Genomic DNA, 26929 nt, shown 5'->3' on the forward strand with positions numbered 1-26929 from the left:
GCGCCGTGCTGCTGCCCACCGACACGGCCGCCCTCACGCCCGCCACCAACCCCACGCTGGCCCTCTACCAGCAGCAGCTCACCCTCAGCCAGCAGCAAACCCGCCTCGAAAAGCTGCGCCGCCTACCCGACCTGCGCGCCGGCTACTTCAACCAGACCATTAATAAGGAGCGGGGCTTCAACGTGGCCCAGGCCGGCATCGCGGTGCCACTGCTCGGCGGGGCGCAACGGGCCCGCATCGCCGCCGCCAAAATCGGCGAGGAAGCCGCCCAGGTGCAACTGAACTATGCCAATACGCAGTTTGGCACTCAGCTCAGCACGTTGCGGCAGCAGCTGGCCCGCGCCCAAGCTTCCCTGCTTTATTACGAGAATTATGCCCTGCCGCAAGCCCGCCTTATTCTCGACACGGCCGAAAAAAGCCGCCGCGCCGGCGACATCGAGTACGTGGAATACGTGGTGAATACCCAGCCCGCTTGGCAGATTCAGGAAGCCTATCTCGAACAGCTCCGGCAATACAATGAGCTGGTGGCCAACACTCAGGCCCTAGCCGGAGCGGACGCGCAGTAAGGCCGTCATGCAGAGCGCAGCGAAGCATCTCGCGTGCCGCCTAATCACTTGATTTACCATTGCACGCGAGATGCTTCGCTGCGCTCTGCATGACCGGCAGAATATTCTTGCAACTTCCCATGAAATACCTCCCCGTCCTCCTGCTTCTCCTCGCCGCCTGCGGCAAAAAAGCCGACGAAACCGCCGACAAGCCCGCCACCGCCCCACCGCCCCGCGCGCCCAACGAAGTCTTCCTCAATAAAGCCCAACTGCAGGCGGCCGGCATTGAGCTGGGCACATTCACCCGTCGCGACCTTGGCACGGAGGTGCAGGCCACGGGCCAGATTGACGTGCCGCCGAACCACAAGGTGTCGGTTACAGCCATCATGGGCGGCTACGTGCAGCAGCTGCCCGTGCTGCCCGGTCAATTCGTGCAGCGCGGCAGCGTGCTCGCCACGTTGCGCAACCCCGACTATCTCAAGCTTCAGCAGGACTACCTGCAAAGCCAGGCCCGCATCGTGTTCCTGAAGCAGGAAACCGCCCGCCAGCAAATTCTCAACGATGAGGACGTGGGCGCGCGCCGCAAGCTCCAGCAGGCGGCCTCCGAGTTGCGCACTGAGCAGGCCGCGGCCGGCAGCCTCGCCGCCCAGCTCCGCCTCATCGGCCTCAAACCCGAGTCGCTCAGCGCCGCCAGCATTCGGCCCAGCGTGCCGCTCATCGCGCCCATCGGCGGCTACGTGAAAGCCGTGCTGGTGAATCCCGGCCAGTTCGTGAACCCGCAGGACGTGCTGATTGAGCTGGTTGACCGCTCCGACCTGCACCTGGAGTTGAAGGTATTCGAGCGCGACATTGCCAAAGTGAAGGTGGGCCAGGATATCCTGTTCCGCGTGCCGGCCCAGGGTGCCAGCGCCCGCCCGCTGCCCGCCACCGTCTTCCTCGTGGGCAAAGCCTTCGACGACGATGGCCGCACCGTGAGCGTGCACGCCCACCTGCACGACACTGGCCCCGATGCCGCCGCCACTGCCACCTTGCTACCCGGCCAATACGTCAGTGCCCGCATCCTCACCGGCCGCACCCCGCAGCGCACCCTGCCCGAAGATGCGCTCGTGCCCGGTGGCGAAGTGAGCTACGCCTATTACCGGGTAAAATCCGACGCGAAAGGCAGCACCTTCCGCCGCTTCAGCGTCCGCCCCGGCGCAACCGACCAGGGCCAGGTAGCCGTGCGCGCCTTGGATAAACTAGCCGATACCACGCAGCTGGTGGTGAAAGGCGCATATTTTCTCGATGCTGAGCGCAGCAAAGGCCAGGGCGGCGACGAGTAGAGACGCATATTTGCGTCTTGTCGTTGAACGGAATCAGCGCACGATTTCTGCCCGCCCTGCTCAACGACGAGACGCAATTATGCGTCTCTACAGCTCATGATTCTCCTCACCGAACTGCACTACCACCCGCCCGCCGCGCTTTTCGCCGAAATGCTCCGCGCCGACGGCCTCCTACTCGAGGCCCACGAGCACTACCGCAAGCAAACCTACCGCAACCGCTGCCTCATCCGCACCGCGCAGGGCGTGCAGCCGCTCACCGTGCCCGTGCTCGATGGCAACCGCGCCGAAAAAGTCAGCGTTTCCGAAATTGAGATTGACTACCGCCAGAACTGGATTCACCGCCACTGGCGCACACTCCAAACCGCCTATGGCAACAGCCCGTACTTCGAATACTACGCCGACTATCTGCACGATATCTACGTAAGCAAACCGGCGTTGCTTTTCGATTTGAATCAGCAGTTTTTGCGTTTATTGCTGAAGTGCTTCCGCATTACCCTTCCCCTGCACCTCACCACCGAATACCACGCCCACTACCCCGCGCAACCTTCTTCCGAGTACCCCGGTCTTCTCCCTACCCAAGCCAGCATCGCCGACCGGCGCGACTGGCTGACACCCAAAGCCGCCACCAGAACGCCCGAACCTGACACTCCGGCAGCCTCGGCCCTCGTTCGGCCCTATCCGCAGGTGTTTGGCCCAGGTTTTGAGCCCGGCCTGAGTGTGCTGGACCTGTTGTTTTCGCAGGGCCCAGCCGCCGGCCGCTTTTTGCAGTAACCCGCGCAATTCGACTGCCGTTACGCTAGTATTACCGGACGGCAACATTTGTCCGAACCTTCGCCCGAACCGGCTTGTTTTCAAGTCACATCGGCCCAACCCGTCATTCGTGTTACTCGCCCGACGCGGGGCTTATCTGATTTTTCACTACGTTTATTGGCATGGAAGCTAAATTCTCAAACCGCGTCAAAGAGGTGATTTCCCTCAGCCGGGAGGAAGCCATCCGTCTCGGTCACGACTACATCGGCACCGAGCACCTGTTGCTCGGCATGATTCGCGAGGCTGAAGGAACCGCCCTCGGCCTGCTGCGTAAGCTGGGCGTGAGCATCGACGAGCTGAAATTCTCGCTCGAACAGGCCACGCGCAACACCGCCACCCAGGGCACCAGCATCACCGGCTCGATTCCGCTCACCAAGCAGACCGAGAAGGTGCTGAAAATCACCTACCTCGAAGCCAAGATTTTCAAGTCGGAAATCATTGGTACCGAACACCTGCTGTTGTCCATCCTGCGCGATGAGGACAACATTTCTTCCCAAATTCTCAGCAAATTCAACGTGAACTACGAAACTGTGCGCGACTCGCTGGATTACCACGGTAATGCCGGTTCTGCCCCGCAAAACCGCACGCCCGATACGGACGACGACGACAACGACAAACTGTTTGGCTCGTCGGGCCCCGGCGGGCGTGGTGCCGGCACCGGCGCTGGTGCCACCAAAAAGCCCGGCGAAAAATCGCGCACCCCGGTGCTCGACAACTTCGGCCGCGACCTCACCAAGCTCGCTGAGGAAGACAAGCTCGACCCCATCGTGGGCCGCGAAAAGGAGATTGAGCGCGTAGCCCAAATCCTGAGCCGCCGCAAAAAGAACAATCCCATCCTCATTGGTGAGCCCGGCGTAGGTAAAACGGCCATCGCCGAAGGTCTCGCCCTGCGCATCATCCAGAAAAAGGTAAGCCGCGTACTCTTCAACAAGCGCGTAGTTACGCTGGACCTGGCTTCGCTGGTAGCCGGCACCAAGTACCGTGGTCAGTTTGAGGAGCGTATGAAGGCCGTGATGAACGAGCTGGAGAAGTCGCCCGACGTGATTCTGTTCATCGACGAGTTGCACACCATCGTGGGCGCCGGCGGCGCTTCGGGTTCGCTCGACGCTTCCAACATGTTCAAGCCGGCTCTGGCCCGCGGCGAGATTCAATGCATCGGCGCTACTACGCTGGACGAATACCGTCAGTACATCGAGAAAGATGGCGCTTTGGCCCGTCGTTTCCAGATGGTAATGGTGGACCCCACCACGCCCGAGGAAACCATCGAAATCCTGCACAACATCAAGGATAAGTATCAGGACCACCACCATGTGGTGTACACCGATAAGGCCATTGAGCAGTGCGTGATGCTGTCGGACCGGTACATGAGCGACCGTTTCCTGCCAGACAAGGCCATCGATATCCTCGATGAGGCTGGTGCTCGAGTGCACATCAACAACATTGTGGTGCCCGAGGACATTCTCACGCTCGAAGAGCAGATTGAGAACATCAAAGGTGAGAAGAACCGCGTGGTGAAATCGCAGAAATACGAGGAAGCCGCCAAGCTCCGCGACACCGAGAAGAAGCTACTTGACCAGCTCGAAACGGCTAAAAAGTCGTGGGAGGAGGAAACTAAGAAGAAGCGCTACACAGTGAAAGAGGAGAACGTGGCCGAGGTTATCGCCATGATGACCGGCATCCCCGTTTCGCGCGTGGCCCAGAACGAAAGCCAGAAACTCCTCAACATGAACGAGGAGCTGCAAGGCAAAGTAATTGGCCAGGACAAAGCCATCAAGCAGTTGGTGAAAGCCATTCAGCGCACCCGCGTAGGCCTGAAAGACCCCAAGAAGCCCATCGGCTCGTTCGTATTCCTCGGCCCGACGGGTGTAGGTAAGACGGAACTGGCCAAGGTGCTCGCTACCTACCTCTTCGACAAGGAAGACGCGCTGGTGCGCGTGGATATGTCGGAGTACATGGAGAAATTCAGCGTATCGCGCCTGGTTGGCGCGCCTCCCGGCTACGTGGGCTACGAAGAAGGCGGCCAGCTGACGGAGAAAATCCGCCGCAAGCCCTACTCGGTAATCCTGCTCGACGAGATTGAGAAGGCGCACCCGGACGTGTACAACCTGCTCCTGCAAGTGCTGGACGACGGCATTCTGACCGACGGCCTGGGCCGCAAGGTGGACTTCCGCAACACCATCATCATCATGACCTCGAACATCGGGGCGCGTGACCTGCAGGATTTCGGCGCCGGCATCGGCTTCGGCACGAAAGCCCGCCAGGAGAACATGGACGAGCTGACGAAGGGCACCATCACCAATGCTCTTAAGAAGACGTTCTCGCCCGAGTTTCTCAACCGCTTGGATGACGTGATTGTCTTCAACTCACTTGAGAAGAAGGACATTCACCGCATCATCGACATCAGCCTCAGCAAGCTACTCTCGCGGGTGCAGGCCCTGGGCTACCGTGTCGAGCTGACGGAGAAGGCCAAGGACTTCGTGGCCGACAAAGGCTACGACCCCAAGTACGGTGCCCGTCCGCTGAACCGTGCTATCCAGAAGTACATCGAAGACCCGATTGCCGAGGAAATCCTTAAAGCCCAAGTGGTGCACGGCGACGTGATTACCGCCGACTATGAGGATGGCAAGGACGAGCTGACCTTCTCGGTGAGCAAGAGCGGTGAGGCCCAAAACCTTGCCAGCGACGAGCGCCCCGCCGAGAAACCGGAAACGGACGACGCGGACGCGAAGAAATAACTTCGGATTAATTGACGTTAGAGGGCTGGTTTCCGCAAGGAAGCCAGCCTTTTTTCATTCTTCCACTCACGCCTAAGCTTTGTTTCATCATGCTCAAAACAGCAATTCACCTCGTGGCTCTAAGCCTGCTGGCCACGCTGCCACAAGCCGCTACCGCGCAGGACCAAAAGCCGGAAGCCCCCTACAATGCTCAATTGGTGGTGCGCCAACCGGAGATTGGGGCGGGCGCGCCGGCATTCGTGCCATCGGCTCAGGTGCGGGGCATGAAGGCGCTGGCCGATGGCAAGGTGTATTGGGTTTCGGCCGATAACCGGCAGCTGCTGGCGTACCAGGGCAACCGCCTGGCTTGGCGAACCGACGTGGTAGGCACCTGCCCGCAGGTGATTGGCCCACGCAAAATCAGCAAGGTTACGCTGAGCTCGAAAACCATTTTTGTGCAGGTTGGCGAGCGCACTTTCGCGGAGGTGGACGCGAACACCGGCAAAACCCGGGTTGCGGAGGTGCAGAAAAACTAGGGCCTGTCGCGAAGCAAATCACATCGAAAGCCGGCTCCTGAGAAAGAGCCGGCTTTTTTTGCGCCTGTGCATTACCTTGCTGCTTGATTTAGACCCTTCTAACGGCCCACGCGGTACTACTCGCCTTCTTCTTATGAATTTTCTGCAACGAATGGCCCTCGCGGGGGCAGGTGCGGCTTTGGCCAGCGGTGGCGCGTTGGCTCAAACTGCCCCGGCCGGACCGCCGGTGGCCCCCATCAAGCCCAAGGTGTTTACCGATTTCGGAATTCAGCGCACCGACAATTATTACTGGCTGAATAAGCCCACCGACCCGGCCGTTCTCAAATACCTGAACGCCGAGAATGCCTACTACGACCAGCAGATGGCCGCCACGGTGCCGTTGCAGAAGAAGCTGGCGCAGGAAATCAAGAACCGCATCAAGCAGGAAGACGCCACCGAGCCCTACCGCGACAATGGCTATTACTACTACTCGCGCTACGAGTTTGGGCGCGAGTACCCCATCTACTGCCGCAAGAAGGGCAGCACCATCGGCACCGAGGAAATCATTCTGAACGGCGACGAGATGGGCAGCAGCCAGAAATACTTCCAGATTGGCGACTGGGCCGTGAGCGACAACAACCAGCTGCTGGCCTTCTCGGTCGATACGGTGAGCCGCCGTCTTTACACGCTACGCTTCCGCAACCTGGCCACGGGTAAAGACTACCCCGAGAAGATTCAGAACACGGGCGGCGAAATGGCCTGGGCAGCCGACAACAAAACCGTGTTTTACACCCGCAAAGACGTGACCACGCTCCTGCCCTACCAGGTGTACCGCCACGTGCTGGGCACCGACCCCAAGAACGACGCGCTGGTGTACGAGGAAAAGGACAACACCTTCAACGTGCACGTGAACCGCTCGAAATCAAAGAAATACATCGGCATCAACCTGATTAGCTCGCTGTCGTCGGAATACCGCTACCTCGATGCGGCCGCGCCGGGCGAGCAGCCCAAGGTATTTCAGCGCCGCGAGAAGGACCACCTCTACGATGTGGAGCATCTGGGCGACAAGTTCTACATCCGCACCAACCTGGGCGCGCCCAACTACCGCCTGATGGTGACGCCGGTGACGGCCACCGGCAAATCAGCCTGGACCGATGCGCTCACCCGCCACCCTGAAATCTTCCTCGACCGCTTCGAGCTATTCAGCAACTACGTGGTGCTGAATGAGCGCAAGGGCGGCCTGCGCCAGCTAAAAGTGGTGAGTCTGAAGGACAAGCAGGAACACTACATCCAGTTTGAGGAGCCGGCCTATACGGCCACCATCGGCATCAACCCGGAAATGGACACGCCGGTGCTGCGCTACAACTACACCTCGCTCACCACGCCAAACTCCATTTTTGAGTACGACATGAGCACCCGCACCAACACGCTGGTGAAGGAGCAGCCGGTACTGGGCAACTACAACAAGTTCGACTACGTGACGGAACGCGTGTTCGTAAAATCGCGCGACAACAAATTCATTCCCATGGCCTTGGTGTATAAAAAAGGCACCAAGCTCGACGGCAGCGCGCCGCTGCTGCAATACGCCTACGGCTCCTACGGCTTCTCGCAGGACCCCACCTTCAGCTCGGCCCGGCTGAGCTTGCTGAACCGCGGCTTTGTGTACGCGCTGTGCAACATCCGGGGCGGGCAGGAAATGGGCCGGCAATGGTTTGAAGACGGCCGCATGAGCCACAAAATCAACAGTTTCAACGACTTCATCGATTGCTCCGAGTACCTCACGCATCCGCAGGACGTGCGCGTGGGCAACGCTACCGTTAAGAAGCAGTACACGGCCAAGGACAAGCTGTTTGCGATGGGCGGCAGCGCCGGCGGCCTGCTGATGGGCGCGGTGGTGAACATGCGCCCCGACCTGTACAAAGGTGTGATTGCTGCCGTACCGTTCGTGGACGTGGTCACGACGATGTCGGACCCCAGCATTCCGCTTACCACCAGCGAGTACGACCAGTGGGGCAACCCTGCCAACGAGGAGGAATTCAAATACATGCTCTCGTATTCGCCCTACGACAACGTGGAAAAGCAAGCCTACCCCAACATGCTCGTTACGACGGGCTTGCACGACTCGCAGGTGCAGTATTTCGAGCCTGCCAAATGGGTAGCCAAGCTGCGCGCCACCAAAACCGACAAGAACCTGCTGCTGCTGCACACCGACATGAGCGCCGGCCACGGCGGCGCTTCGGGCCGCTTTAAGTCAATTGACGACACAGCCCGGCAGTATGCGTTTATGCTGATGCTGATGGGCAAGACGTTGTAGCGGCTGACGCTGAAGCCAACGGAACGTCATGCTGAGCTTGTCGAAGCATCTCTACCGCGCGAGTAATTGATTTTACTTACCCGGTAAAGATGCTTCGACAAGCTCAGCATGACGTTCTTTTTTACACTTCTTTCTCCCGCCCCATAATCGGCCCGTAACCTACCTTTGGGCTCCCATTCCGCGCACTCATCCCACCCGCGCGCTAACCCCTGCTCATGCCCGACCCGCACGCCCACGCCCATCTCTCCAAAACCGAATTGCTGGCCCGCAAAAATGAAGAAGCCCTTCTCGGGGGCGGCCAGGCCCGCATCGACGCTCAACACAAAAAAGGCAAGCTCACCGCCCGCGAACGGGTGGATTTGCTGATGGACGAAGGCTCGTTCGAAGAAATTGGTAAGTTTGTGATGCACCGCTCCAAGGACTTCGGTCTGGATAAGGAGCACTACCTCGGCGATGGCGTGATAACCGGCTACGGCACCGTGAATGGCCGCTTAGTGTACGTTTTCTCGCAGGATTTCACGGTATTCGGCGGCTCGCTGAGCGAAACGCACGCCGAGAAAATCGTGAAAATTATGGACCTCGCCATGAAGAACGGCGCGCCTATAATTGGCCTGAACGACTCGGGCGGGGCCCGTATTCAGGAAGGTGTGGTGAGCCTTGGTGGCTACGCCGACATTTTCTATAAGAATACCCTCGCCTCAGGCGTGGTGCCGCAGCTCTCGGCCATTATGGGGCCTTGCGCGGGCGGCGCGGTGTATTCGCCGGCCATTACCGACTTCATTCTGATGGTGGAGCACACGAGCTACATGTTCGTGACCGGCCCCAACGTGGTGAAAACCGTAACCCACGAGGAAGTAACCAGCGAGGAGCTAGGCGGCGCGAGCACGCACTCGGCTAAGAGCGGCGTCACGCACTTCTCGTGCGCCAACGAGGTGGTGGCCATCAACCACATCAAGCAGCTGCTGAGCTACATGCCGCAGAATTGCGAGGAAACCGCCCCCAACCAGCCCTACGAAGCCAGTGGCGATGAAAGCCGCCCGGTGCTCGACAAGCTGATTCCTGAAAACGCCAACCAGCCCTACGACATGCGCGAGGTGGTGGAAGGCATCATCGACGAGGGCTCGTTCCTGGAAGTGCACCAGAATTTTGCCGAGAACATTGTGGTGGGCTTCGCGCGCTTAGCCGGCCGCAGCATCGGTATTGTAGGCAACCAGCCGGCCGTGCTGGCCGGCGTGCTCGACATCAACGCCAGCACCAAGGCCGCACGCTTCGTGCGCTTCTGCGACTCGTTCAATATTCCGCTGCTGGTGCTGGAGGATGTGCCCGGCTTCCTGCCCGGTACCGACCAGGAGTGGCGCGGCATCATCACCAACGGCGCCAAGCTGCTCTACGCCTTCTGCGAAGCCACCGTGCCGCGCATTACCGTGATTACCCGCAAAGCCTACGGCGGGGCGTATGACGTGATGAATTCCAAGCACATCGGGGCCGATATGAACTACGCCTGGCCCACGGCCGAAATCGCCGTGATGGGTGCCAAGGGCGCGGCCGAAATCATCTTTAAACGCGAAATCGCACAGGCCGAGAACCCTGAAGCCAAGCTGCAGGAGAAGGTGGACGAGTACCAGGAGAAATTTGCCACGCCCTACCGCGCCGCCCACCGCGGCTTCGTGGACGAGGTGATTCTGCCCTCTCAGACGCGCCAGAAGCTGATTCGCGCCTTCAAGATGCTGGAGAACAAGGTGGACACCATGCCGCGCAAGAAGCACGGCAACATTCCGCTGTAAATGGCTAATGCAAAAGTCATTACCATTCGACCGTCGACTCCGGCTGATGCGCCGGCGGTGCGCGCCCTTTACCAGCGGGTGGCCCGCGAAAGCGGCGGCATTGCCCGGCAGGCCGATGAAGTGACCGACGAATACGTGCTACACTTCCTGCAACGGGCGCAGGCGCAGGGTATCGGACTGGTGGCAGAGCGGGATGGGCAGCTAGTGGCCGAAATTCATGCATACGCCACCGGGCTGTGCATTTTTGCCCACGTGCTGGGCGACCTCACCGTGGCCGTGGATGCCAGCGCGCAGGGCCAGGGCGTGGGCCGGCGGCTGTTTGAAGCTTTGTTGGCCACGGTGCCGATGCGGTTTCCGCACGTCAGCCGCGTGGAGCTGACGGTGCGCGAGAGCAACGCCCGCGCCATCGCGCTATATGAAAAGCTGGGATTTCGGCGCGAGGGCCGGCTTGAGGGTCGGGTGGCCGCTGCAGGCAGCCTAGAGGCCGATATTCCGATGGCCTGGCACGCCCCAAAGCCAACGCAAACCGCTCAAACATCGTAGCTTGCCAGCTGTCTTACCGTTTTAACCCGCAACATCTGCCAATGCGTCCCGAATCATTCACGTTCCTCCAAAACTACCTCAACAACCCCTCCCCCACCGGCTTCGAAAAGGAAGGCCAGAAGCTCTGGCTCGACTACCTGAAGCCCTACATCGACGAGTATTTCGTGGATACCTACGGCACGGTGGTGGGCGTGATTAACCCCGAGGCGAAATACAAAGTCGTCATCGAGGCCCACGCCGACGAGATTTCCTACTTCGTGAACTACATCACCAAGGAAGGCTACCTCTACCTGCGCCGCAACGGCGGCTCCGACCCGCTGGTGGCCCCGAGCAAGCGCGTGAACATTTTCGGCGAGAAGGGCATCGTGAAGGGCATTTTCGGCTGGCCCGCTATCCACGTGCGCAAGGTGGAGCAGGACAAAGCCCCGACCATCGAAACCGTGTTTCTGGACTGCGGCGCGAGCAGTGCCGATGAGGTGGCCGAGATGGGCATCCACGTGGGTACCGTGGTGACGTTCGAGGACGAGTTCACGGTGCTGAACGACAAGTTTTACGTGGGCCGCGCGCTCGACAACCGCGTGGGCGGCTTCATGATTGCGGAAGTGGCCCGCATGCTGAAGGAGAACAACAAGCAGCTGCCCTTCGGCCTCTACATAGTGAATGCGGTGCAGGAGGAAATCGGCCTGCGCGGTGCCGAGATGATTGCGCACCGCATCAATCCCGACGTGGCCATCATCACGGACGTAACGCACGACAGCCAGTCGCCGATGTACGAGAAGAAGACGGCCGGCGACATCAGCTGCGGCAAGGGCCCAGTGATTACCTACGGCCCGGCCGTGCAGAACAACCTGCGCGACCTCATCATCGACACGGCCAAGGCGTCGGAAATCCCCTTCCAGCGCGCCGCCGCCACCCGCGCCACCGGCACCGACACCGATGCCTTCGCCTACTCTGGCGCAGGCGTGGCTTCGGCCCTGATTTCGCTGCCCCTCAAATACATGCACACCACCGTCGAAACCGTGCACAAGGACGACGTGGAGAGCGTGACGCGCCTGATTTACGAGACGCTGCTGCGCATTGAGGACGGCCACGATTTCCGGTATTTCAATTAACTGGTAAAACGCCTGTCATCCGGAGTGGAGCGGAGGACCTTATCACGTCAGAACCATTCGTTCCAACGTGATAAGGTCCTCCGCTCCACTCCGGATGACAGGCGTTTCTATATCGCGATGGAATTACCCCTTATCCCCACCCTGCCGCTGAACGTGACCGACCAGTTGGGCCGGCGTGTTGCGGTGCCATTTCCACCGCAACGCATTGTGTCGCTGGTGCCGTCGCAAACGGAATTGCTGTTCGATTTGGGGCTGGGCGCGAAGGTGGTGGGCGTAACCAAATTCTGCATTCACCCGCCCGAAGCACGCACCCGGGCCACGGTGGTTGGCGGCACCAAGAACTTCGACTTCGAGAAAATAGCTGCCCTGAAACCCGATTTAATTATCGGTAATAAAGAAGAGAATTACCAGGAAGGCATCGAGCAGCTGGCCGCGCAATACCCGGTCTGGCTCAGCGATATCAGCAATTTGCCGGAGGCACTGGATATGATTCGGCGCGTCGGGCTCATTGCCGGGGCCAAAGAGAGGGCCGCCGCACTGGCTACCGAAGTTGAAGCCTCTTTTGCAGCACTGGATGCTCCGACAGAAGACACAATAGGACCGACAGCAGCAACCGCCGCACCGGCGGTTGCCGAAGCCGCGCCCGTTTCAATCGCCTATTTCATCTGGCGCAAGCCATACATGGTGGCCGCGACGGGCACGTTCATCAACGACCTTCTGGCGCGAGCGGGCTTTACCAACGCCTTCGCGCACCTGAGCCGCTACCCTGAAATCAGCGCCGAGCAGCTGGCGGCGGCTAAGCCGCAGCGCATCTTTTTATCATCGGAGCCCTACCCATTCGCGGCGAAGCACGTAGCCGAGTTTCAGGCCCTGTGCCCCGCCGCGAAAATTGAGATAGTTGATGGCGAGTTGTTCAGCTGGTACGGCAGCCGCCTGCGGCACTCAGCGGCATACCTCAGCTCGCTTCGCTAGCCAAGAACCCACGCTTCGCCAGCTCGTTCCAGAACTGCGGGTAGGACTTGCGCACCACCGTAGGCGCTTCGATGGCGAGCGGGCCGCGCAGGGCCAGCGGCGCGAAAGCCATGGCCATGCGGTGGTCGTGGTAAGTAGCCACCGATTGGCCCTGCACCGCAAAGCCGGCCGACTCAGCCCGGAAGCGGCCGCTGCCCAGGTCGCGCAGGTCGCCGCCGAATTTAGCCAGCTCGGCTTGCAGAGCGGCAATGCGGTCAGTTTCCTTGATGCGCAGACTGTCGAGACCGGTCATATCCACGGAGCGGGCCAGGGCGGCGGCTACTACGGCCACGGTCTGGGCTAGGTCGGGGCAGTCCGTGAAATCAAGCACTGGGATTTCGACTTGCGGCGCGAGTGGCAATTGGCGCAGGTACACGGCCTCATCCTCAAAAATGGTTTCAACCCCGAAATGCGCCATGATACCGGCAATGGCCTGGTCGCCCTGCAGCGACTCGCGGCGCAGGCCGGGCAGCGTGATTTCGGAGCCCGCCGGGGCCAGCGCCACCATGGCGTACCAATAGCTGGCCGCCGACCAGTCCGATTCTATCGTGTAATCAGTGGGACGGTAGGGCGTGGCGCCCACCCGAATGGTGTTGCCCTCGGCCGCGCAATCGGCCCCGAACTGCCGCATTAGCGCCAGCGTCATGTCGATGTAGGGCCGGGAGCCCACCGCGCCGGTAAGGTGCAGGCGCAGGCCCGCACCGCCCGGCTGGTACGGACCGAGCATGAGCAGGGCCGAAATGTACTGGCTGCTGATGTCGCCCCGGATGGACTGCTCGGCCGGGCCGGCCGTATCGGTGGCCGCCAACCCCGCAAATTCGAGCGGCGGGTAGCCCTCATTCTTCAAATAAACAATGCGGGCCCCAGCTTCGCGCAAGGCATTCACCAGCAGCGCAATGGGCCGCTCCTGCGCGCGCGCGGTGCCCGTGAGCTGCCCGCGCCAGCCCGTGAGGCTGAGGTAAGCTGTGAGAAAGCGCATGACCGTACCGGCGTCTTCGGCATCGAGCCGGTTGGTGCCGGGGGCGGTGGCCAGCAGGCGCTGCATCAACTGGGTATCGTTGGCGTCGGAGAGGTTGCGGAGGATGCCGCCGCCGGCAAGAGCCTGCAGAATGAGGGCGCGGTTGGCTTCGCTCTTGGAAGCCGGGAGTTGGGCGGTGCCGCTGAGCGGGCCGCCGGGCCAGGATAGGTGCATAGACTTGTAGCGCATGCTTCAGCTTGCGCCGATAGGAAGGGCGCCTGGTTCGTAAGCGCCGTTTGAAATTCAATTTTCGGCCGGGCGCAAGCTAAAGCGTGCGCTACCAGGCCTTACGCCTGCAGCCGGTGGTAGTAGCGCAGCGACTCGGCGATTTCGGCCACCGTCACGGGCTGGTCGTACACGCCGCGGCCGATGCCTTCGAGCAGCGTGCAGTTGATGGTGTCGCCCGCGTTTTTCTTGTCCTGCAGCGCGAATTCGGCAATGGCGTTGGTTTCCAGCGTCACAAAATCGAGCTTATCGAACACCGAGAAGAGGAAGGTTTCGATTTTGTCGAGCTCCTCGGTACTCAGCAGGCCGCGCTGCACCGAGAGCCAGCTCTCGCACACCATGCCGGCCGCAATGGCCTCGCCGTGCAGGGCCTCACGGCCGGGCTGGGTGAGCAGGTAGCTTTCCAGCGCGTGGCCCACGGTGTGGCCGAAGTTGAGCAGCTTGCGCGGGCCGGCTTCGAGCGGGTCGGAGGCCACGATGCGCTGCTTGAGGCCTACCGACTCGCGGATGATGCTGGTCCAGTCGTCGGTGAGCCAGCCCAGGCGGCGGTTGGTATTGAAAGCCTCGGCATCGGCAATGAGCCAGTGCTTCACCACTTCGGCGTAGCCCGACTTGAGCTGGCGCGGGTCGAGCGTTTCCAGAAATTTCGGCTCGACGAACACGCCCGCCGGCTGCTGAAACACGCCCAACTGGTTTTTATAGCCCTGAAAGTCGACGCCCGTTTTGCCCCCCACGCTGGCATCGACCTGCGCCAGCAGCGTGGTGGGCACCTGCACAAAGCGGATACCGCGCTTGTAGAGCGCCGCGGCGAAGCCGCCCAGGTCGGTCACGACGCCGCCACCCAGGTTCACGAGTACGGCGTGGCGGTCAGCGCGCTGGACGGTGAGGGTGCTCCATAGGGTTTCGCAGGTGGCCAGGGTTTTATATTCTTCGCCGGCCGGAATTTCGATGAGCTGATAGTCGGCCGGCAGGTGCGGCAGCAGCAGCGGCAGGCACTGGCGGGCCGTGTTGCTGTCAGCGAGCACAAATACGCGGCTTACGGCCGGGCGGGCCAGCAGCCCGGCCAGGGCCGGCAGGGCCTCGGGGCCAATGATGACGGAAGTTTCCATATCCATGCGGCAAAAGTCGGCACAAAAATTTTCGGGCCGCGCAACCCCGCGGCGCCGTGGCCGGTCAGGGCAGTGTAAGAGCACCGGATGGTCCTTCCTTTCCACATTTCTCACCCGTTTCTTTTTCCCTGTTTTTATGCACCACGCTTTTCGCGCTCTGCTGCTCACTGCGCTATGTAGCGCTGCTGTGGGCTTCTCCGCTTGCCACAAAGCCCAGGTCGACCCCGCAGAAGTCGCCTCCACCTCAATTGTGGGCCGCTGGGCACTCACCAAAACATCCGGTGGCATAGGGGGCGGCACCCGGTTAGCCGACTCCACGCAGGGCATCGCCCTGGAACTGCGGGCCGACGGACAGGCGCTGCTGTGGCGCAATGGCACGCCCACGCCCACAGCTTACACCCTGCGCGAACGGGCAGCCTACCTCACGCAGCGCCCCGAAACCTTCCTGGAATTCCAAAGCTCGCCGGGCAACTCATCCTTTATCAGCGAGCTCACGGCCACCACACTGGTGCTGCGCCAAGATGCCAACGACGGCATTACGGCCACTTATCATCGGGACCAGCCACTGCTATGCGGCACTCGCTAGCCATCCGGCAGCCTACAGTCCCGGCCCGAGGTGCTCTACGCCGTCCACTTGCGGGCGGCCGTTGAGCACCTCGGTTTGCTTACGGATGCTTTCGATGTGAATGAGCTTGTAGAGCTCGGCCACGAACTGCGGGTTCACGTTCAGCTTGCCGGCCCAGTCGGTGCGGGTGTTGAAAATCTCCTGCCAGCGGTCGAACTGCAGAATTTTCACGTTGTTTTCCTTCTTGTATTCGGCCAGTTCCTCCACCAGCGCCATGCGGCGGGCCAGGGCTTCCACAATTTCGCGGTCGGCCACGTCCATTTTGTGGCGCAGGTCTTCGGCTTTGTTGAGGTAGTCGGCGTTGTTGCTCGAGCGGTAGCGGTATTTCAGCTCGCTCAGGATTTCGCCCAGGCGCTGGGGCGTCACCTGCTGCTCGGCGTCGCTCAGGGCATGGTCGGGGTCGGGGTGGGTTTCGATGATGAGGCCGTCGTAGTCGAGGTCGAGGGCCTTCTGGGCGATGGGCAGCAGTAGGTCGCGCCGGCCGCCGATGTGGCTGGGGTCGCAGATGAGCGGAATGTGCGGAAACCGCGTTTTCAGCTCGATGGGCAGAATCCAGGTGGGCGCGTTGCGGTAGCGGCTGGGCGCAAACGTGCTGAACCCGCGGTGAATAGCCGCTAAATCACGAATCCCGGCCCGTTCCATTCGCTCCAATGCGCCAGCCCACAGGGCCACGTCGGGGTTCACCGGGTTTTTCACCATCACGGGCACGCCGGTGCCGGCCAGGGCATCGGCCAGCTCCTGCACGGCAAAGGGGTTCACGGTGGTGCGCGCGCCAATCCAGAGTACGTCGATGCCGTGCGCCAACGCTTCTTCCACGTGGCGCGGCGTGGCCACTTCAATGGCCGTGGGAATACCGGTTTCGGCTTTCACACGCTGCAGCCAGGGCAGGGCCGTGGCGCCCATGCCCTCGAACGAGCCCGGCCGGGTGCGCGGCTTCCAGATGCCGGCCCGAAATAGGTCGATATTACCCAACGCCTTGAGGCCTTGCGCAGTAGCCATTACCTGAGCTTCGGTTTCGGCCGAGCAAGGGCCGGCAATGAGAATGGGCTGGCCTTTGCGAGCCAGCAAGCGGGTGAAATACGTATCGGGAACGGAAGCCATGAAGCCGGGAGTTTAGAAGTTGCGCCCCTGCCGGGCGGGGCCGCAAACGTAACTCTATCGGCCAAAAGGTTGTTTGCCTTTTACCTTTGTGCCATCGTTTGCCCGCCCCATTAGTTGGTTGTTGGTTTCTGGTTACTGGTTTTTTGTTGCCAGTCAGGCGCATCCACCGTCAGATTCCGGAAAGACAACCAGAGGAATAAGCAACCAAAAACCAGCAACCACCCCGTATGACGCCCGCCCCCATCACCCAGGCCCCGCCCCTTTCCTTCGACGATACCCGCGTGGCCTTCGCCTCTAAGTCCGACGCGCAGCTGCGCAAGGTGTATGCGCTGTTTGCGGCCATGAACAATGGCAGCCTCGTGAAAATGGGCAGTGGCCTGATGAAATCGGCGCTGAAGTGGGGCCTGCCGGGCACTAAGTTTCTCATTAAGCACAGCATCTTCGAGCAATTCTGCGGCGGCGAAACCATTGCTGAGTGCCGCCCGGTTACGGCCGAGCTGGGCAAGTACCACATCGGCACTATCCTCGACTACTCGGTGGAAGGCGAGGGCAGCGACGCCAGCTACGACCGCACCCGCGACGAGGTGCTGGCTACCATCGACGAAGCCCACCGCTCGCCCAACATTCCGTTCTCGGTGTTCAAGGTAACCGGCGTGGCCGACGTGGCTATTCTGGAGAAAATTCAGGCCGGCCAGCTGCTCACGCCCGCCGAAGAAGCGGCCCACAACCGCGCCTTGGCCCGCGTGGAGGCCCTGTGCGCCCGCGCCCACCAGCACGGCGTGCGCCTGTTCATCGATGCCGAGGAGAGCTGGTTCCAGCACACCATCGACCTGCTGACCTATGACATGATGGCCAAGTACAACCGCGAGAAGGCCATTGTGTGGAACACCTACCAGCTCTATCGCCACGACCGCCTCGACGCCCTGAAGCAGGCCCACGACCAGGCTGCCGAAGCCGGCTACTACCTGGGCGCCAAGCTGGTGCGCGGCGCCTACATGGAAAAGGAAGCCCGCGTGGCGAAGCAGCGCGGCTACCAGAACCCCATCAACTCCAGCAAGCAGGCCACCGACGACCTCTACGACGAGGCCCTGCGCTACTGCGTGCAGCACGTCGACCGCATCAGCTTCTGCGCTGGCACCCACAACGAGGCCAGTTCGCTGCTGCTCACCCAGCTGATGCAGCAGGCCGGCCTGGCCCCTGGCGACGAGCGCATCTGGTTTGCCCAGCTCTATGGTATGAGCGACAACCTCACCTATAACCTGGCCAATGCCGGCTACAACACGGCCAAGTACCTGCCCTATGGCCCCGTGGCCGCTGTGATGCCCTACCTGCTGCGCCGGGCCGACGAAAACACGGCCATTGCCGGCCAAAGCAGCCGCGAGTTTCTGCTGATTCAAAAAGAACTGCGCCGCCGCCAGGGCAAGTAGCGATTTACCAAAAGGCGAAGTACCCCGAATTTTTAATTCGGCCCGTTGCACGAGTTCCAGGCCGTTCGGCCACTCATTCAGCCGGCCGAATTAAAAATTCGGGGCACTTCGCCTTTTAGCCGTTAAGCCAAAGCCCGTAAAAATATAACACACTCATAATAAGAATTTTAATTCAATATCGAGTCATCGTGGCATTGGATTGGAATGATTGTGGCTAGGAGCCGGCCGCGTTGGCCGCGAGATAGTGGCCTGCCCTCACCGGAAATACCGGCGGGGTGTGCTATTTTTCAGCCCCCAAAACGGTTTTTGCTCCCCTAAATCCCCACCATGACAGGTCGCATCCGCAAATATCTCATTCGCTATGCCCGGCAACAATCCGGAACCGTTAGCTACCTCACGCTGGTGCAGGAAGCCGAATTGGGCCTGAATCTGGATATTTCGCACGAAAAATCCCGCCTCAACGAAATGCTGGCCGAAATCTCAACGAATGAGTACGAGGCCGGCCGCCCCCCGCTGAGCTGCCTCGTGAAAGTGCCCGGCTCGAAAGGTCAGGGCGACAACTTCTACAAGCTGTGCGAGAAAATGGGCATGGGCGAATGGCGCAGCCTGAAACAGGACGAGGATTTTTTGAAAAACCTCGTTCGCGACTGTCGTGCTTTCTGGCGCGACGAGGCCAATTTTCAGCAGTTCGCTTAACGGACGCTGGTTAGAAATTCCTCAGAACGTCATGCTGAGCTAGCTCAGCATGACGTTCTTTTTTCGCTCTTTCGCCTCAATAGCCACTCCCGTGGGCGGCGAGATGCGCGTGGTCGCGCAGCACGGTTTTCAGAAATGCGTCGTCGGGCAGGGTGGTTTGAATGCCGGTCAAGGCCTTCACTTTGTTGGCGACTTCGTTCAGCAGGGCGTAGTCTTCGCGGGCGGCAGCGCGCTGCATCAATTGGCGTACGAGAGCCAGGTCGTGGTCTTCCAAAAGGGCGGCCTGCGGGAAGACAACCTGGTAGTTGACGGGCAACTCGGGCAACGCGGCGCTTTGGGCGGCAACGCGGCGCAGCTTGATGACGGTGGTACCGGCGGCCAGGTCGCCCAGGCGCTGGCCCTTGCCGTTGATGGCAATAGTTATCATGGCCACGAAGCCGCCGATGACCGGCAGGCTGGTATCGACAATGCGCAGCAGCCAGCGCAGCAGGTAGTCGCCCAGGCGCGGGGCTGTGCCATCGAGGCGCATCACGCGGATGTCGCGGGCCTTTTTACCGATGCTCTGCCCGTTGAAGAACACCTCGCAGATGAGGTTGTAGAACACGTAGGGAATGCCGGCCAACAAGCCTAGTACCACTATGGCTGCCACGTTGCCAATGTCGCTGCGCCCACCGCCGACCCGCAGCACGTTGAAAACGACCAGGGCGCAGGCGATGACCCAGGCCCACAGTACAACATTGTCGATAATGGCCGCCACAATGCGGTCGCCCAAGCTGGCGACTTCATATTCGAGGGTGACGTTTTGGGCAGTGTGGACGCGGATGGAAGACATTTAGGAAGGAAAACCAGCTGTCATCCTGAGCCCAGCGAAGGACCTTACCAAGTCAGAATTAGTCTTGCTGCCGTGATAAGGTCCTTCGCTGCGCTCAGGATGACACGCGAATAGAAGATGAGCGAAAGCCCAAATCTAGTTTCTTCGCTTTTACAAAAGGAAAAAGCTGGATATCATCCCGCCAAATTCAGCCCCCTGCCCTCCTACCCGCCCACCCTCATTCCCTTTCCTCCCCGTGCGCGAACCCGTTTTCCTGCGCCAGAACCAGGCGCGCTGGCAGCAGTACGAGCAGCAGCCCGCCCGCAACCCCGACGAGCTGGCCGCCCGCTTCGTAGCCCTGACCGACGACCTGGCCTACGCCCAAACCTTCTACCCCGGCAGCCAGACCACGGCCTACCTCAACGGACTGGCCGGCAAGCTGCACCAGAACCTGTACCGCAACAAGCCCGAAAAAACCGGCCGCTTCGGCCAATTCTGGGCCGAGGAGCTGCCCCTGCTGGTGGCCCGGCACCACCGCACGCTGCGGGTGGCGGCGCTGCTGTTCGTGGTGTTCACGGCCATTGGGGCGCTGTCGGCGGCGCTCGACGACCGGTTTGTGCGCGTGGTGCTCGGCGACGGCTACGTGAACATGACGCTGGAGAACATCCGCAAAGGCGACCCGATGGGCGTATATAAGTCGGGCGGGGAAACGGTGATGTTTCTGGGCATCACGCTCAACAACATTTACGTGGCGCTGCGGGTGTTCGTGTTGGGCGTGGCCGGCGGGGTGGGCTCCATCGTCGAGCTGTTTCGCACGGGCATGATGCTGGGTTCATTCCAGTATTTTTTCTTTCAAAAAGGCGTAGGCCTGCAATCCTTCCTCACCATCTGGATTCACGGCACGCTCGAAATCTCGGCCATTGTGCTGGCCGGCGGCGCGGGGCTGGTGATGGGCAAGGGTATTCTGTTTCCGGGTACTTACTCGCGGGCCGAGTCGTTTCGGCGCAGCGCGCGCGATGGCGTGAAGCTGGCCCTGGGCCTGGTGCCCATTTTCGTAGTGGCTGGCTTTCTGGAAGGCTTCGTGACGCGCCACACCGAAATGCCGCTGGCGGCCAGCCTGGGCATTATTGGCGCGTCGGCGGCCTTCATCGGCTGGTATTTCGGCATTTACCCCGGGCAGGTGCGCCGGCGGCTGGCGCGCCGGATGTAGCTTTGGCAATGGGCTGTTTACGGAGCCTAAAAGAACGTCATGCTTCGCTGCGCGCTGCATGACGTTCTGGTTTTTCAATTTTTCCCAGCCCTACCCCCACTTCCTTTCTGCAATTCGATGAAACTTTCCTTTACCCAGGAATCCGATTTTCGCCGCGAGCGCGACTTTGGCGCGAAAGTGTCGGCCACGTTCGACTTCCTCAGCTCGCAGTTCAAGCCTTTTGTGAAGTGCCTGGCTTATTTCACGCTGCCCGGGGCGCTGCTGATGGGCATCGGGCTGGCCTTGTTTATGGGCAAGGCAGCAGGTTTCTACTCCAGCATTTTCAGCGCGGCCCGGCGGGGCGGCGGCGCCATGCGCGGCGTCGACCCGCTGGCTATGTACCGCGGCTGGGGCGGCGTGGGCATGGGCCTCACGGTACTGGGTGGCCTCGTTACGCTGGTGCTGCTGAGCGCCACGGTGTATAGTTACCTGCGCGTGCGCCTGCACCTGTCGGCCGCCGAAACCGTGCAGCCCCGCCAGGTATGGGCCTGGCTGCGCCCCCGCCTGGGCCGCATGTTGCTGGCCTGCCTGCTATTGATGGCCCTCTGGATAGGCGCCCTGATGGTCTGGATAGGCGCCCTGATGGTGCTGGGCGGCATTACGGCCGTGGGCGGGATAAAGTGGATGTTCCTGCTCATCTTCGTGCTGTACGCGGCCATTTTCTGGCTGGCGGGCTGTCTGGCACTGTATTTCCCGGTGCTGTGGCTCGAAGACCTGGGCCCGACGCAGGCCCTGAGCCGATGCTTCTACCTGATTAAGGGCAAATGGTGGTCGACGTTTGGCCTGCTGATGATAATGGCCATCATTCAGAGCACGATGAGCTACCTGTTTGCCATTCCGATGTACGGCCTGCTGATGATGGACATGCTGCAGCTCACCAAAACCGGCGCCTCCAACGGCTCGTCGCTGCTGATGCAGGCGGCCACGCTGCTCTACGCGGGCAGCGCCGTGCTGCTGCTGGCCCTGCCGCTGCTGGCCATGGTGCTGCCGAGCCTGCTGCGGCTGAGCTACCAGGCGAAAGCGGCGGCCGGGGTGGCCGGGTAAGTTTCGGGTGATGCAGGACTGGCCCCATCCCTGCTGCGGGCGGCCACCAGCGTTGCGAAGAATGCGCGCGCTCCGTCGATGAAATAAGGCTTTCCCGTCGATGAAAACCGCCTTCGCGGCCGGAGCAGGTTAATTTTGCGCTATTATCTCAACAAAAACCCCCGAATTGGAGTTGAGGACCCTTGCGGCTACGGCGGCGGCGCGGCCAATCAGACAACGGACGATATGTGGATAGTTAGACTCGCGCTGGCGCGCCCCTACACCTTCGTGGTGATGGCGCTGCTGATACTGGTGGGCGGCGCCATCACCATTCAGCGAATGGCGGTGGACATTTTTCCCGACATTCCGATTCCGGTGGTGGGTGTGGTGTGGGGCTACTCGGGCATCTCGCCCGAGGAAATGAACCAGCGCATCGTTACGCCCGTGGAACGGTCCATCACCACCACCGTGAACAACGTGGAGCACCTCGAAAGCCAGAGCCTGAAGGGCGTCGGCCTCATCAAGGTGTTCTTCCAGCCCGGTACCAACCCCGACGCCGGCGTGGCCCAGATTACGGCCATCACTCAGACGCTGCTGCGCATCCTGCCCACCGGCATTACGCCGCCGCTCATCATCCGCTATTCAGCTTCGAATGTACCGATTGCCCAGACTTCGCTGAGCTCCGAAACGCTGGGCGAGTCGGACCTGTTTGATGCGGCCAACGCCTTCATTCGGCCGGGGCTGGCGGTGGTGCAGGGCGCCTCGGTGCTGCTGCCGAATGGTGGTAAACCGAAACAGATTATGGTCGACCTCGACCCCGACAAGCTGGCCGGCCGCAACCTGAGCGGCAACGACGTGGTGCAGGCCCTGCTGGCCCAAAACCTGATTATTCCGGCCGGCTCGGCCAAAATCGGCGACCGCGAGTACGACGTCAAGCTGAACTCCAGCCCCGAGGCCATCGCCACGCTCAACGACCTGCCCATCAAGACTGTGGATGGCACCACGACTTACATTCGCGACGTGGCGTTTGTGCACGAGGGCGCGGCCGTGCAAACCAACATCGTGCGCCAGAACGGCCGCCGCACGGCTATTATTCCGATTCTGAAAAGCGGCGCGGCCAGCACGCTCGACATCATCGACAAAATAAAAAAGGCGCTGCCCAATATCCAGGCCAACGCCCCACCCGGCCTCAACATCAAGCTGCTGTTCGACCAGTCGTTTTTCGTGCGGGCCAGCATCAAGGGCGTAATCGTGGAGGCCTGCATCGCGGCGGCCCTCACGGCCCTCATGATTCTGCTGTTTTTGGGCTCGTGGCGGTCCACGCTCATCATTGCGACCAGTATTCCGCTGAGTATTCTGGTCAGCATTATCGTGATGAATATTCTGGGGCAGACGCTGAACATCATGACGCTGGGCGGGCTCTCGCTGGCAGTGGGTATTCTGGTGGATGACGCCACGGTGGAAATCGAGAACATCCACCGCAACATGGGCATGAAGAAGCTGCTCAAGCGCAGCATTCTGGATGGCGCGCAGCAGATTGCCACGCCCGCGCTGGTGGCCACGCTGGCCATCTGCATCGTGTTTGTGCCGGTGTTTTTCCTGGGCGGGGTGGCGTCGGCCATCTTCGCACCGCTGGCCACGGCCGTGATTTTCGCCATGCTGGCCTCTTATGTATTGAGCCGGACGCTGGTGCCCACGCTGGTAATGTACCTGCTGCGCAAGGAGCTGCCCATCTACCACGCGCAGGAGGAGCCCGAGCTGCCCAGCCAGCTGGTGCGCAACGGACAGCCCGTGACGCAGGTGGAGCGCGATTTGGAGCGCATCCGTCGCGAGCAGTTCGAGAAGGCCCACCCCAGCGGCACGTCCGAGGAAGAGGCTGAGAACGAGATTACCGACGACGAGCGGAAGTCGGCCGACGGCATCACCAAAAGCTGGGTGTGGAAGCTGCACAAGGGCTTCGAGCACCAGTTCGAGAAGTTCCGGGGCGGCTACGGCAAGGCCCTGGACTGGGCCCTGAGCAACCGGCCGAAGGTAGTGCTGGCGTTTGCGGTGCTGTTTATTGGCTCGCTGGGGCTGTTTCCGCTCATCGGCCAGAACTTCTTCCCCACCGTGGATGCCGGGCAGCTGCGCCTGCACGTGCGGGTGCCCACCGGCACGCGGGTGGAGGAAACCGAAGCCCGCTTCCGGCAAGTGGAGGGCGTGATTCGCAGCGTGATTCCGGCCGAAGAGCTGGACCTTGTGCTCGACAACATCGGCTTGCCCGTGATTCCCATCAACCTGCTGCTGAGCGACAACCCCACCATCGGAGCCGGCGACGGCGAGATTTTGGTGAGCATGAAGGAGGAGCACGGCCCCACCGGCGAGTACATCAACGAAATCCGCCGCCGACTGCGCAAGCAGTACCCCGACCTGACCATCTTCTTCCAGCCGGCCGACATCGTGAACCAAACGCTAAACTTTGGCCTGCCCGCCCCAATTGACATTCAGGTAATCGGGCGCGACAAGGCGGCCAACCAGCGCATCGCCAGCGAAATCAAGCAGAAGATTGAGAAGATTCCCGGCCTGGTCGATGCCTTCGTGTACCAGGCCTTCGACCAGCCCCAGATTCGGCTCGACATCGACCGCGTGCGCGCCCAGGAGGCCGGCCTCTCGCAGCGCGACATCGCCAACAACGTGCTCGTGAACCTGAGCAGCAGCTCCCAGACTTCGCCCAGCCAGTGGCTGAACCCGACTACCGGCGTGAGCTACCAGGTAGCCGTGCAAACCCCGCCCAGGGCCCTTTCCACGCTCGACGAAGTGGGCAACATCGGCGTAACCGGCGCCGGCCAGGACCAGGCCCAGCTGCTGAGCAACTTCGCCACCCTGCGCCGCACCCAAACCACTGCCGTAGCCTCCGACTACAACATCCAGCGCACCGTGGACGTGTACGCCAGCGTGAGCGGCCGCGACCTGGGCGGCGTGAGCAAGGACATCCGCAAGATTCTGGCCAACACCGAGAAGACACTGCCCAAGGGCACCACCCTGGCCCTGCGTGGGCAGGCCGATTCCATGCGCACGTCGTTTGCCGGGCTGGGCCTGGGGCTGGCCGGCGCCATCGTGCTGGTGTACCTGCTGATGGTGGTGAACTTTCAGAGCTGGCTCGACCCGCTCATCATCATCACGGCCCTGCCGGGCGCGCTGGCCGGCATCCTGTGGATGCTATTCGTGACGCAAACCACCCTGAGCGTGCCGGCCCTGATGGGCGCCATCATGTGCATCGGCGTGGCCACGGCCAACAGTATTCTGCTCGTCACCTTCGCCAACGAGCGCCGCGACGAGGAGCCCGACCTGAGCCCGCGCGACGCGGCGCTGGATGCCGGCTTCACCCGCCTGCGCCCGGTGCTGATGACGGCCCTGGCCATGATTATCGGCCTGCTGCCCATGTCGCTGGGCATGGGTGAGGGCGGCGAGCAAAATGCCCCGCTCGGCCGCGCCGTGATTGGCGGCCTCATGCTGGCCACGGTAACGACCTTGTTTTTTGTCCCGATTATGTTCTCGTATTTGAAGAAGGCCGCGCCGGTGAAGGCGGAAGCGGCTTAGCTCGCCGAACGCCGCCACGCCAAACCTCACCCCCGGCCCCTCTCCAAAAGAGAGGGGAGCCTGACGATTGTCAACCGTGCATCTCCGGTGCCCCCTCTCTTTTGTAGAGGGGGTCAGGGGGTGAGGTTGACGCGGAGGGCGAAGTCTTTAATGCTGCTTTCCGCTCCGACACTTCCAAATAATGTCCGAAACCAAATCCTCCGGCCGGTTCTGGCTGATAATTTTCATCGTGCTGCTGGTATTCGGCGGGCTGTTTCTGCTCGGCTACCTGCCGCGCCACAAGCAAGAAAAGGCCCGCAACGCCGAGGCGCAGCAAGTGACCGATGCCACGCCAACCGTGACTGTCGTTCCCGCTAAAGCCGCGCCCGACACCACCACCGTCACCCTACCGGCCGATACCAAAAGTCTGCGCGAAACCTTCGTGTTTGCCCAGGCCAATGGCTTCGTGAAATCGTGGAGCGCCGACATCGGCCAGAAGGTGCGCGCCGGGCAGGAACTGGCCGAAGTGACCACGCCCGAGCTCGACCAGCAGGTGGCCCAGGCCCGCGCCAACCTCGCCCTGGCCAAAACCAGCTACAATCGCCTGGCCGGGGTGGCCCTGCCCGGCGCCATCTCGAAGCAGGAGCTGGACGTGGCCCGCTCGCAATTTGCCGTGCAGCAGGCGGCCCTGCAGCAGCTGCTGGCGCAACAGAGCTTCCGGCACATCAAGGCCCCGTTCAGCGGCATCGTGACGCAGCGTAACGTGGAAGTGGGCAGCCTGGTGAGCAGCAGCAACGCGCCGGGCTCGCAGCTGTTCAAGATTGAGCAGACCGGCACGCTCCGCGCCTTCGTGCAGGTGCCGCAGAACTTTGCCCCCGCCATCAAAACCGGCATGACGGCTGATTACCTGGTGCCCGAGTTCGTGGGCAAGCCCTTCGAAGGCAAGGTAGTGCGCGATGCCGGGGCGCTCGACCCCAACACCCGCACCCTGCTCACCGAAGTGCAGGTGCCCAACGCGGCCGGCCAATTGCGCCCCGGCTCCTACGCCCAGGTGCGCTTCCACCTGCCGCGCACCGCGCCCAGCATCATCATCCCGGCCAATGCGCTGGTGCCCGGCGGTACCGACAGCCGCGTGGCTACCGTGCGCGACGGCAAAATTCACTACCAGCCCATCACCCCCGGCCGCGACTTCGGCAACCAGATTGAAGTAACGCAGGGCCTGCAGGGCGGCGAGCTACTGGTGCTGAACCCCGCCGAAACCCTCACCGAAGGCCAGGCCGTGCAAACGAAGGCATTCACCCCGCCCGCCAAGCCAGCCGGCCCCCCGCCCGCCAAGCCCCGCCCCAACGACCCGGACGCGCCGCGCGTGTCGTCGCCGGTGAAGTAAACAGGTTTCCTTAGGTCGTCATGCCGAGCG

Annotated in this window: 21 protein-coding genes; 17 read left to right on the top strand and 4 right to left on the bottom strand. The window is 61.5% G+C overall.

The window, feature by feature from the left end; all coding sequences use genetic code 11:
* From ACYVDE_RS00910 to ACYVDE_RS00955, 10 genes are all read left to right on the top strand, one after another.
* Positions 1 to 566 (top strand): TolC family protein (locus tag ACYVDE_RS00910; protein WP_460499592.1); only part of this gene is annotated, 566 nt, incomplete at its 5' end.
* Between the two features lie 119 nt (positions 567 to 685).
* Positions 686 to 1867: an efflux RND transporter periplasmic adaptor subunit gene (locus tag ACYVDE_RS00915; protein WP_460499593.1), complete on the top strand. Its 1182-nt coding sequence runs from the start codon at positions 686 to 688 to the stop codon at positions 1865 to 1867.
* 96 nt (positions 1868 to 1963) lie between these two features.
* Entirely contained in the window at positions 1964 to 2638 is a 675-nt protein-coding gene (locus ACYVDE_RS00920; protein ID WP_460499594.1) for a WbqC family protein, read from the top strand.
* Positions 2639 to 2799: 161 nt separating this feature from the next.
* Positions 2800 to 5412 (top strand): ATP-dependent Clp protease ATP-binding subunit, encoded by a 2613-nt coding sequence (locus tag ACYVDE_RS00925; RefSeq protein ID WP_460499595.1) that lies wholly within the window; start codon positions 2800 to 2802, stop codon positions 5410 to 5412.
* A gap of 89 nt (positions 5413 to 5501) precedes the next feature.
* Positions 5502 to 5927 (top strand): hypothetical protein, encoded by a 426-nt coding sequence (locus ACYVDE_RS00930; protein WP_460499596.1) that lies wholly within the window; start codon positions 5502 to 5504, stop codon positions 5925 to 5927.
* Between the two features lie 133 nt (positions 5928 to 6060).
* Complete coding sequence (locus tag ACYVDE_RS00935) at positions 6061 to 8220, top strand: S9 family peptidase (RefSeq protein ID WP_460499597.1); 2160 nt, start codon at positions 6061 to 6063, stop codon at positions 8218 to 8220.
* Positions 8221 to 8435: 215 nt separating this feature from the next.
* A complete protein-coding gene (locus ACYVDE_RS00940) occupies positions 8436 to 10004 on the top strand; it encodes an acyl-CoA carboxylase subunit beta (RefSeq protein WP_460499598.1) in 1569 nt (522 codons plus the stop codon).
* Positions 10005 to 10547, top strand: a complete 543-nt coding sequence (locus tag ACYVDE_RS00945) for a GNAT family N-acetyltransferase (protein ID WP_460499599.1) — start codon at positions 10005 to 10007, stop codon at positions 10545 to 10547.
* 41 nt (positions 10548 to 10588) lie between these two features.
* A complete protein-coding gene (locus tag ACYVDE_RS00950; protein ID WP_460499600.1) occupies positions 10589 to 11659 on the top strand; it encodes a M42 family metallopeptidase in 1071 nt (356 codons plus the stop codon).
* Positions 11660 to 11683: 24 nt separating this feature from the next.
* Complete coding sequence (locus ACYVDE_RS00955) at positions 11684 to 12631, top strand: ABC transporter substrate-binding protein (protein WP_460499601.1); 948 nt, start codon at positions 11684 to 11686, stop codon at positions 12629 to 12631.
* Here ACYVDE_RS00955 and ACYVDE_RS00960 read toward each other — a convergent pair.
* Complete coding sequence (locus ACYVDE_RS00960; protein WP_460499602.1) at positions 12615 to 13862, bottom strand: 3-phosphoshikimate 1-carboxyvinyltransferase; 1248 nt, start codon at positions 13860 to 13862, stop codon at positions 12615 to 12617. The genes ACYVDE_RS00955 and ACYVDE_RS00960 overlap by 17 nt on opposite strands.
* 113 nt (positions 13863 to 13975) lie before the next feature.
* The gene (aroB, locus tag ACYVDE_RS00965; protein ID WP_460499603.1) at positions 13976 to 15022 is read right to left on the bottom strand and encodes a 3-dehydroquinate synthase; all 1047 of its coding nucleotides are present in this window, start codon (positions 15020 to 15022) and stop codon (positions 13976 to 13978) included.
* A gap of 136 nt (positions 15023 to 15158) precedes the next feature.
* Here aroB and ACYVDE_RS00970 point away from each other — a divergent pair, with 136 nt between their 5' ends.
* Entirely contained in the window at positions 15159 to 15608 is a 450-nt protein-coding gene (locus ACYVDE_RS00970) for a hypothetical protein (protein ID WP_460499604.1), read from the top strand.
* 12 nt (positions 15609 to 15620) lie between these two features.
* Here ACYVDE_RS00970 and ACYVDE_RS00975 read toward each other — a convergent pair whose 3' ends face one another.
* Positions 15621 to 16748 carry a chorismate mutase gene (locus ACYVDE_RS00975; protein ID WP_460499605.1) on the bottom strand — a complete coding sequence of 376 codons (1128 nt, stop codon included), beginning with the start codon at positions 16746 to 16748 and terminating at the stop codon, positions 15621 to 15623.
* Positions 16749 to 16975: 227 nt separating this feature from the next.
* On the opposite strand from ACYVDE_RS00975, the gene ACYVDE_RS00980 reads away from it, so the two are divergent.
* Together ACYVDE_RS00980 and ACYVDE_RS00985 are read left to right on the top strand one after the other, a co-directional pair.
* Positions 16976 to 18175, top strand: a complete 1200-nt coding sequence (locus tag ACYVDE_RS00980; RefSeq protein WP_460499606.1) for a proline dehydrogenase family protein — start codon at positions 16976 to 16978, stop codon at positions 18173 to 18175.
* A 327-nt stretch (positions 18176 to 18502) separates the two neighbouring features.
* Positions 18503 to 18871: a hypothetical protein gene (locus ACYVDE_RS00985; RefSeq protein ID WP_460499607.1), complete on the top strand. Its 369-nt coding sequence runs from the start codon at positions 18503 to 18505 to the stop codon at positions 18869 to 18871.
* A gap of 76 nt (positions 18872 to 18947) precedes the next feature.
* On the opposite strand, the gene ACYVDE_RS00990 is transcribed toward ACYVDE_RS00985, so the two are convergent.
* The gene (locus ACYVDE_RS00990; protein WP_460499608.1) at positions 18948 to 19703 is read right to left on the bottom strand and encodes an RDD family protein; all 756 of its coding nucleotides are present in this window, start codon (positions 19701 to 19703) and stop codon (positions 18948 to 18950) included.
* Positions 19704 to 19938: 235 nt separating this feature from the next.
* Between ACYVDE_RS00990 and ACYVDE_RS00995 the strand changes: the two genes are divergently transcribed.
* The 4 genes from ACYVDE_RS00995 to ACYVDE_RS01010 all read left to right on the top strand — a co-directional run bounded on the left by ACYVDE_RS00995 (position 19939) and on the right by ACYVDE_RS01010 (position 26899).
* Positions 19939 to 20892: a stage II sporulation protein M gene (locus tag ACYVDE_RS00995; protein WP_460499609.1), complete on the top strand. Its 954-nt coding sequence runs from the start codon at positions 19939 to 19941 to the stop codon at positions 20890 to 20892.
* A gap of 117 nt (positions 20893 to 21009) precedes the next feature.
* Positions 21010 to 21975, top strand: a complete 966-nt coding sequence (locus tag ACYVDE_RS01000; RefSeq protein WP_460499610.1) for a hypothetical protein — start codon at positions 21010 to 21012, stop codon at positions 21973 to 21975.
* Between the two features lie 225 nt (positions 21976 to 22200).
* Positions 22201 to 25533: an efflux RND transporter permease subunit gene (locus tag ACYVDE_RS01005; RefSeq protein WP_460499611.1), complete on the top strand. Its 3333-nt coding sequence runs from the start codon at positions 22201 to 22203 to the stop codon at positions 25531 to 25533.
* 181 nt (positions 25534 to 25714) lie between these two features.
* Positions 25715 to 26899 (top strand): efflux RND transporter periplasmic adaptor subunit, encoded by a 1185-nt coding sequence (locus ACYVDE_RS01010; protein ID WP_460499612.1) that lies wholly within the window; start codon positions 25715 to 25717, stop codon positions 26897 to 26899.
* Positions 26900 to 26929 lie beyond the last annotated feature (30 nt).

This window comes from Hymenobacter agri, assembly GCF_054778495.1.

Excerpts from the sequence above, each read along its gene's own strand:
- ACYVDE_RS00915 (WP_460499593.1), top strand. The coding sequence starts at position 686 with ATGAAATACCTCCCCGTCCTCCTGCTTCTCCTCGCCGCCTGCGGCAAA.
- ACYVDE_RS00920 (WP_460499594.1), top strand. The coding sequence starts at position 1,964 with ATGATTCTCCTCACCGAACTGCACTACCACCCGCCCGCCGCGCTTTTC.
- ACYVDE_RS00925 (WP_460499595.1), top strand. The coding sequence starts at position 2,800 with ATGGAAGCTAAATTCTCAAACCGCGTCAAAGAGGTGATTTCCCTCAGC.
- ACYVDE_RS00930 (WP_460499596.1), top strand. The coding sequence starts at position 5,502 with ATGCTCAAAACAGCAATTCACCTCGTGGCTCTAAGCCTGCTGGCCACG.
- ACYVDE_RS00935 (WP_460499597.1), top strand. The coding sequence starts at position 6,061 with ATGAATTTTCTGCAACGAATGGCCCTCGCGGGGGCAGGTGCGGCTTTG.
- ACYVDE_RS00940 (WP_460499598.1), top strand. The coding sequence starts at position 8,436 with ATGCCCGACCCGCACGCCCACGCCCATCTCTCCAAAACCGAATTGCTG.
- ACYVDE_RS00945 (WP_460499599.1), top strand. The coding sequence starts at position 10,005 with ATGGCTAATGCAAAAGTCATTACCATTCGACCGTCGACTCCGGCTGAT.
- ACYVDE_RS00950 (WP_460499600.1), top strand. The coding sequence starts at position 10,589 with ATGCGTCCCGAATCATTCACGTTCCTCCAAAACTACCTCAACAACCCC.
- ACYVDE_RS00960 (WP_460499602.1), bottom strand. The coding sequence starts at position 13,862 with ATGCACCTATCCTGGCCCGGCGGCCCGCTCAGCGGCACCGCCCAACTC.
- aroB (WP_460499603.1), bottom strand. The coding sequence starts at position 15,022 with ATGGAAACTTCCGTCATCATTGGCCCCGAGGCCCTGCCGGCCCTGGCC.
- ACYVDE_RS00970 (WP_460499604.1), top strand. The coding sequence starts at position 15,159 with ATGCACCACGCTTTTCGCGCTCTGCTGCTCACTGCGCTATGTAGCGCT.
- ACYVDE_RS00975 (WP_460499605.1), bottom strand. The coding sequence starts at position 16,748 with ATGGCTTCCGTTCCCGATACGTATTTCACCCGCTTGCTGGCTCGCAAA.
- ACYVDE_RS00980 (WP_460499606.1), top strand. The coding sequence starts at position 16,976 with ATGACGCCCGCCCCCATCACCCAGGCCCCGCCCCTTTCCTTCGACGAT.
- ACYVDE_RS00985 (WP_460499607.1), top strand. The coding sequence starts at position 18,503 with ATGACAGGTCGCATCCGCAAATATCTCATTCGCTATGCCCGGCAACAA.
- ACYVDE_RS00990 (WP_460499608.1), bottom strand. The coding sequence starts at position 19,703 with ATGTCTTCCATCCGCGTCCACACTGCCCAAAACGTCACCCTCGAATAT.
- ACYVDE_RS01000 (WP_460499610.1), top strand. The coding sequence starts at position 21,010 with ATGAAACTTTCCTTTACCCAGGAATCCGATTTTCGCCGCGAGCGCGAC.
- ACYVDE_RS01005 (WP_460499611.1), top strand. The coding sequence starts at position 22,201 with ATGTGGATAGTTAGACTCGCGCTGGCGCGCCCCTACACCTTCGTGGTG.
- ACYVDE_RS01010 (WP_460499612.1), top strand. The coding sequence starts at position 25,715 with ATGTCCGAAACCAAATCCTCCGGCCGGTTCTGGCTGATAATTTTCATC.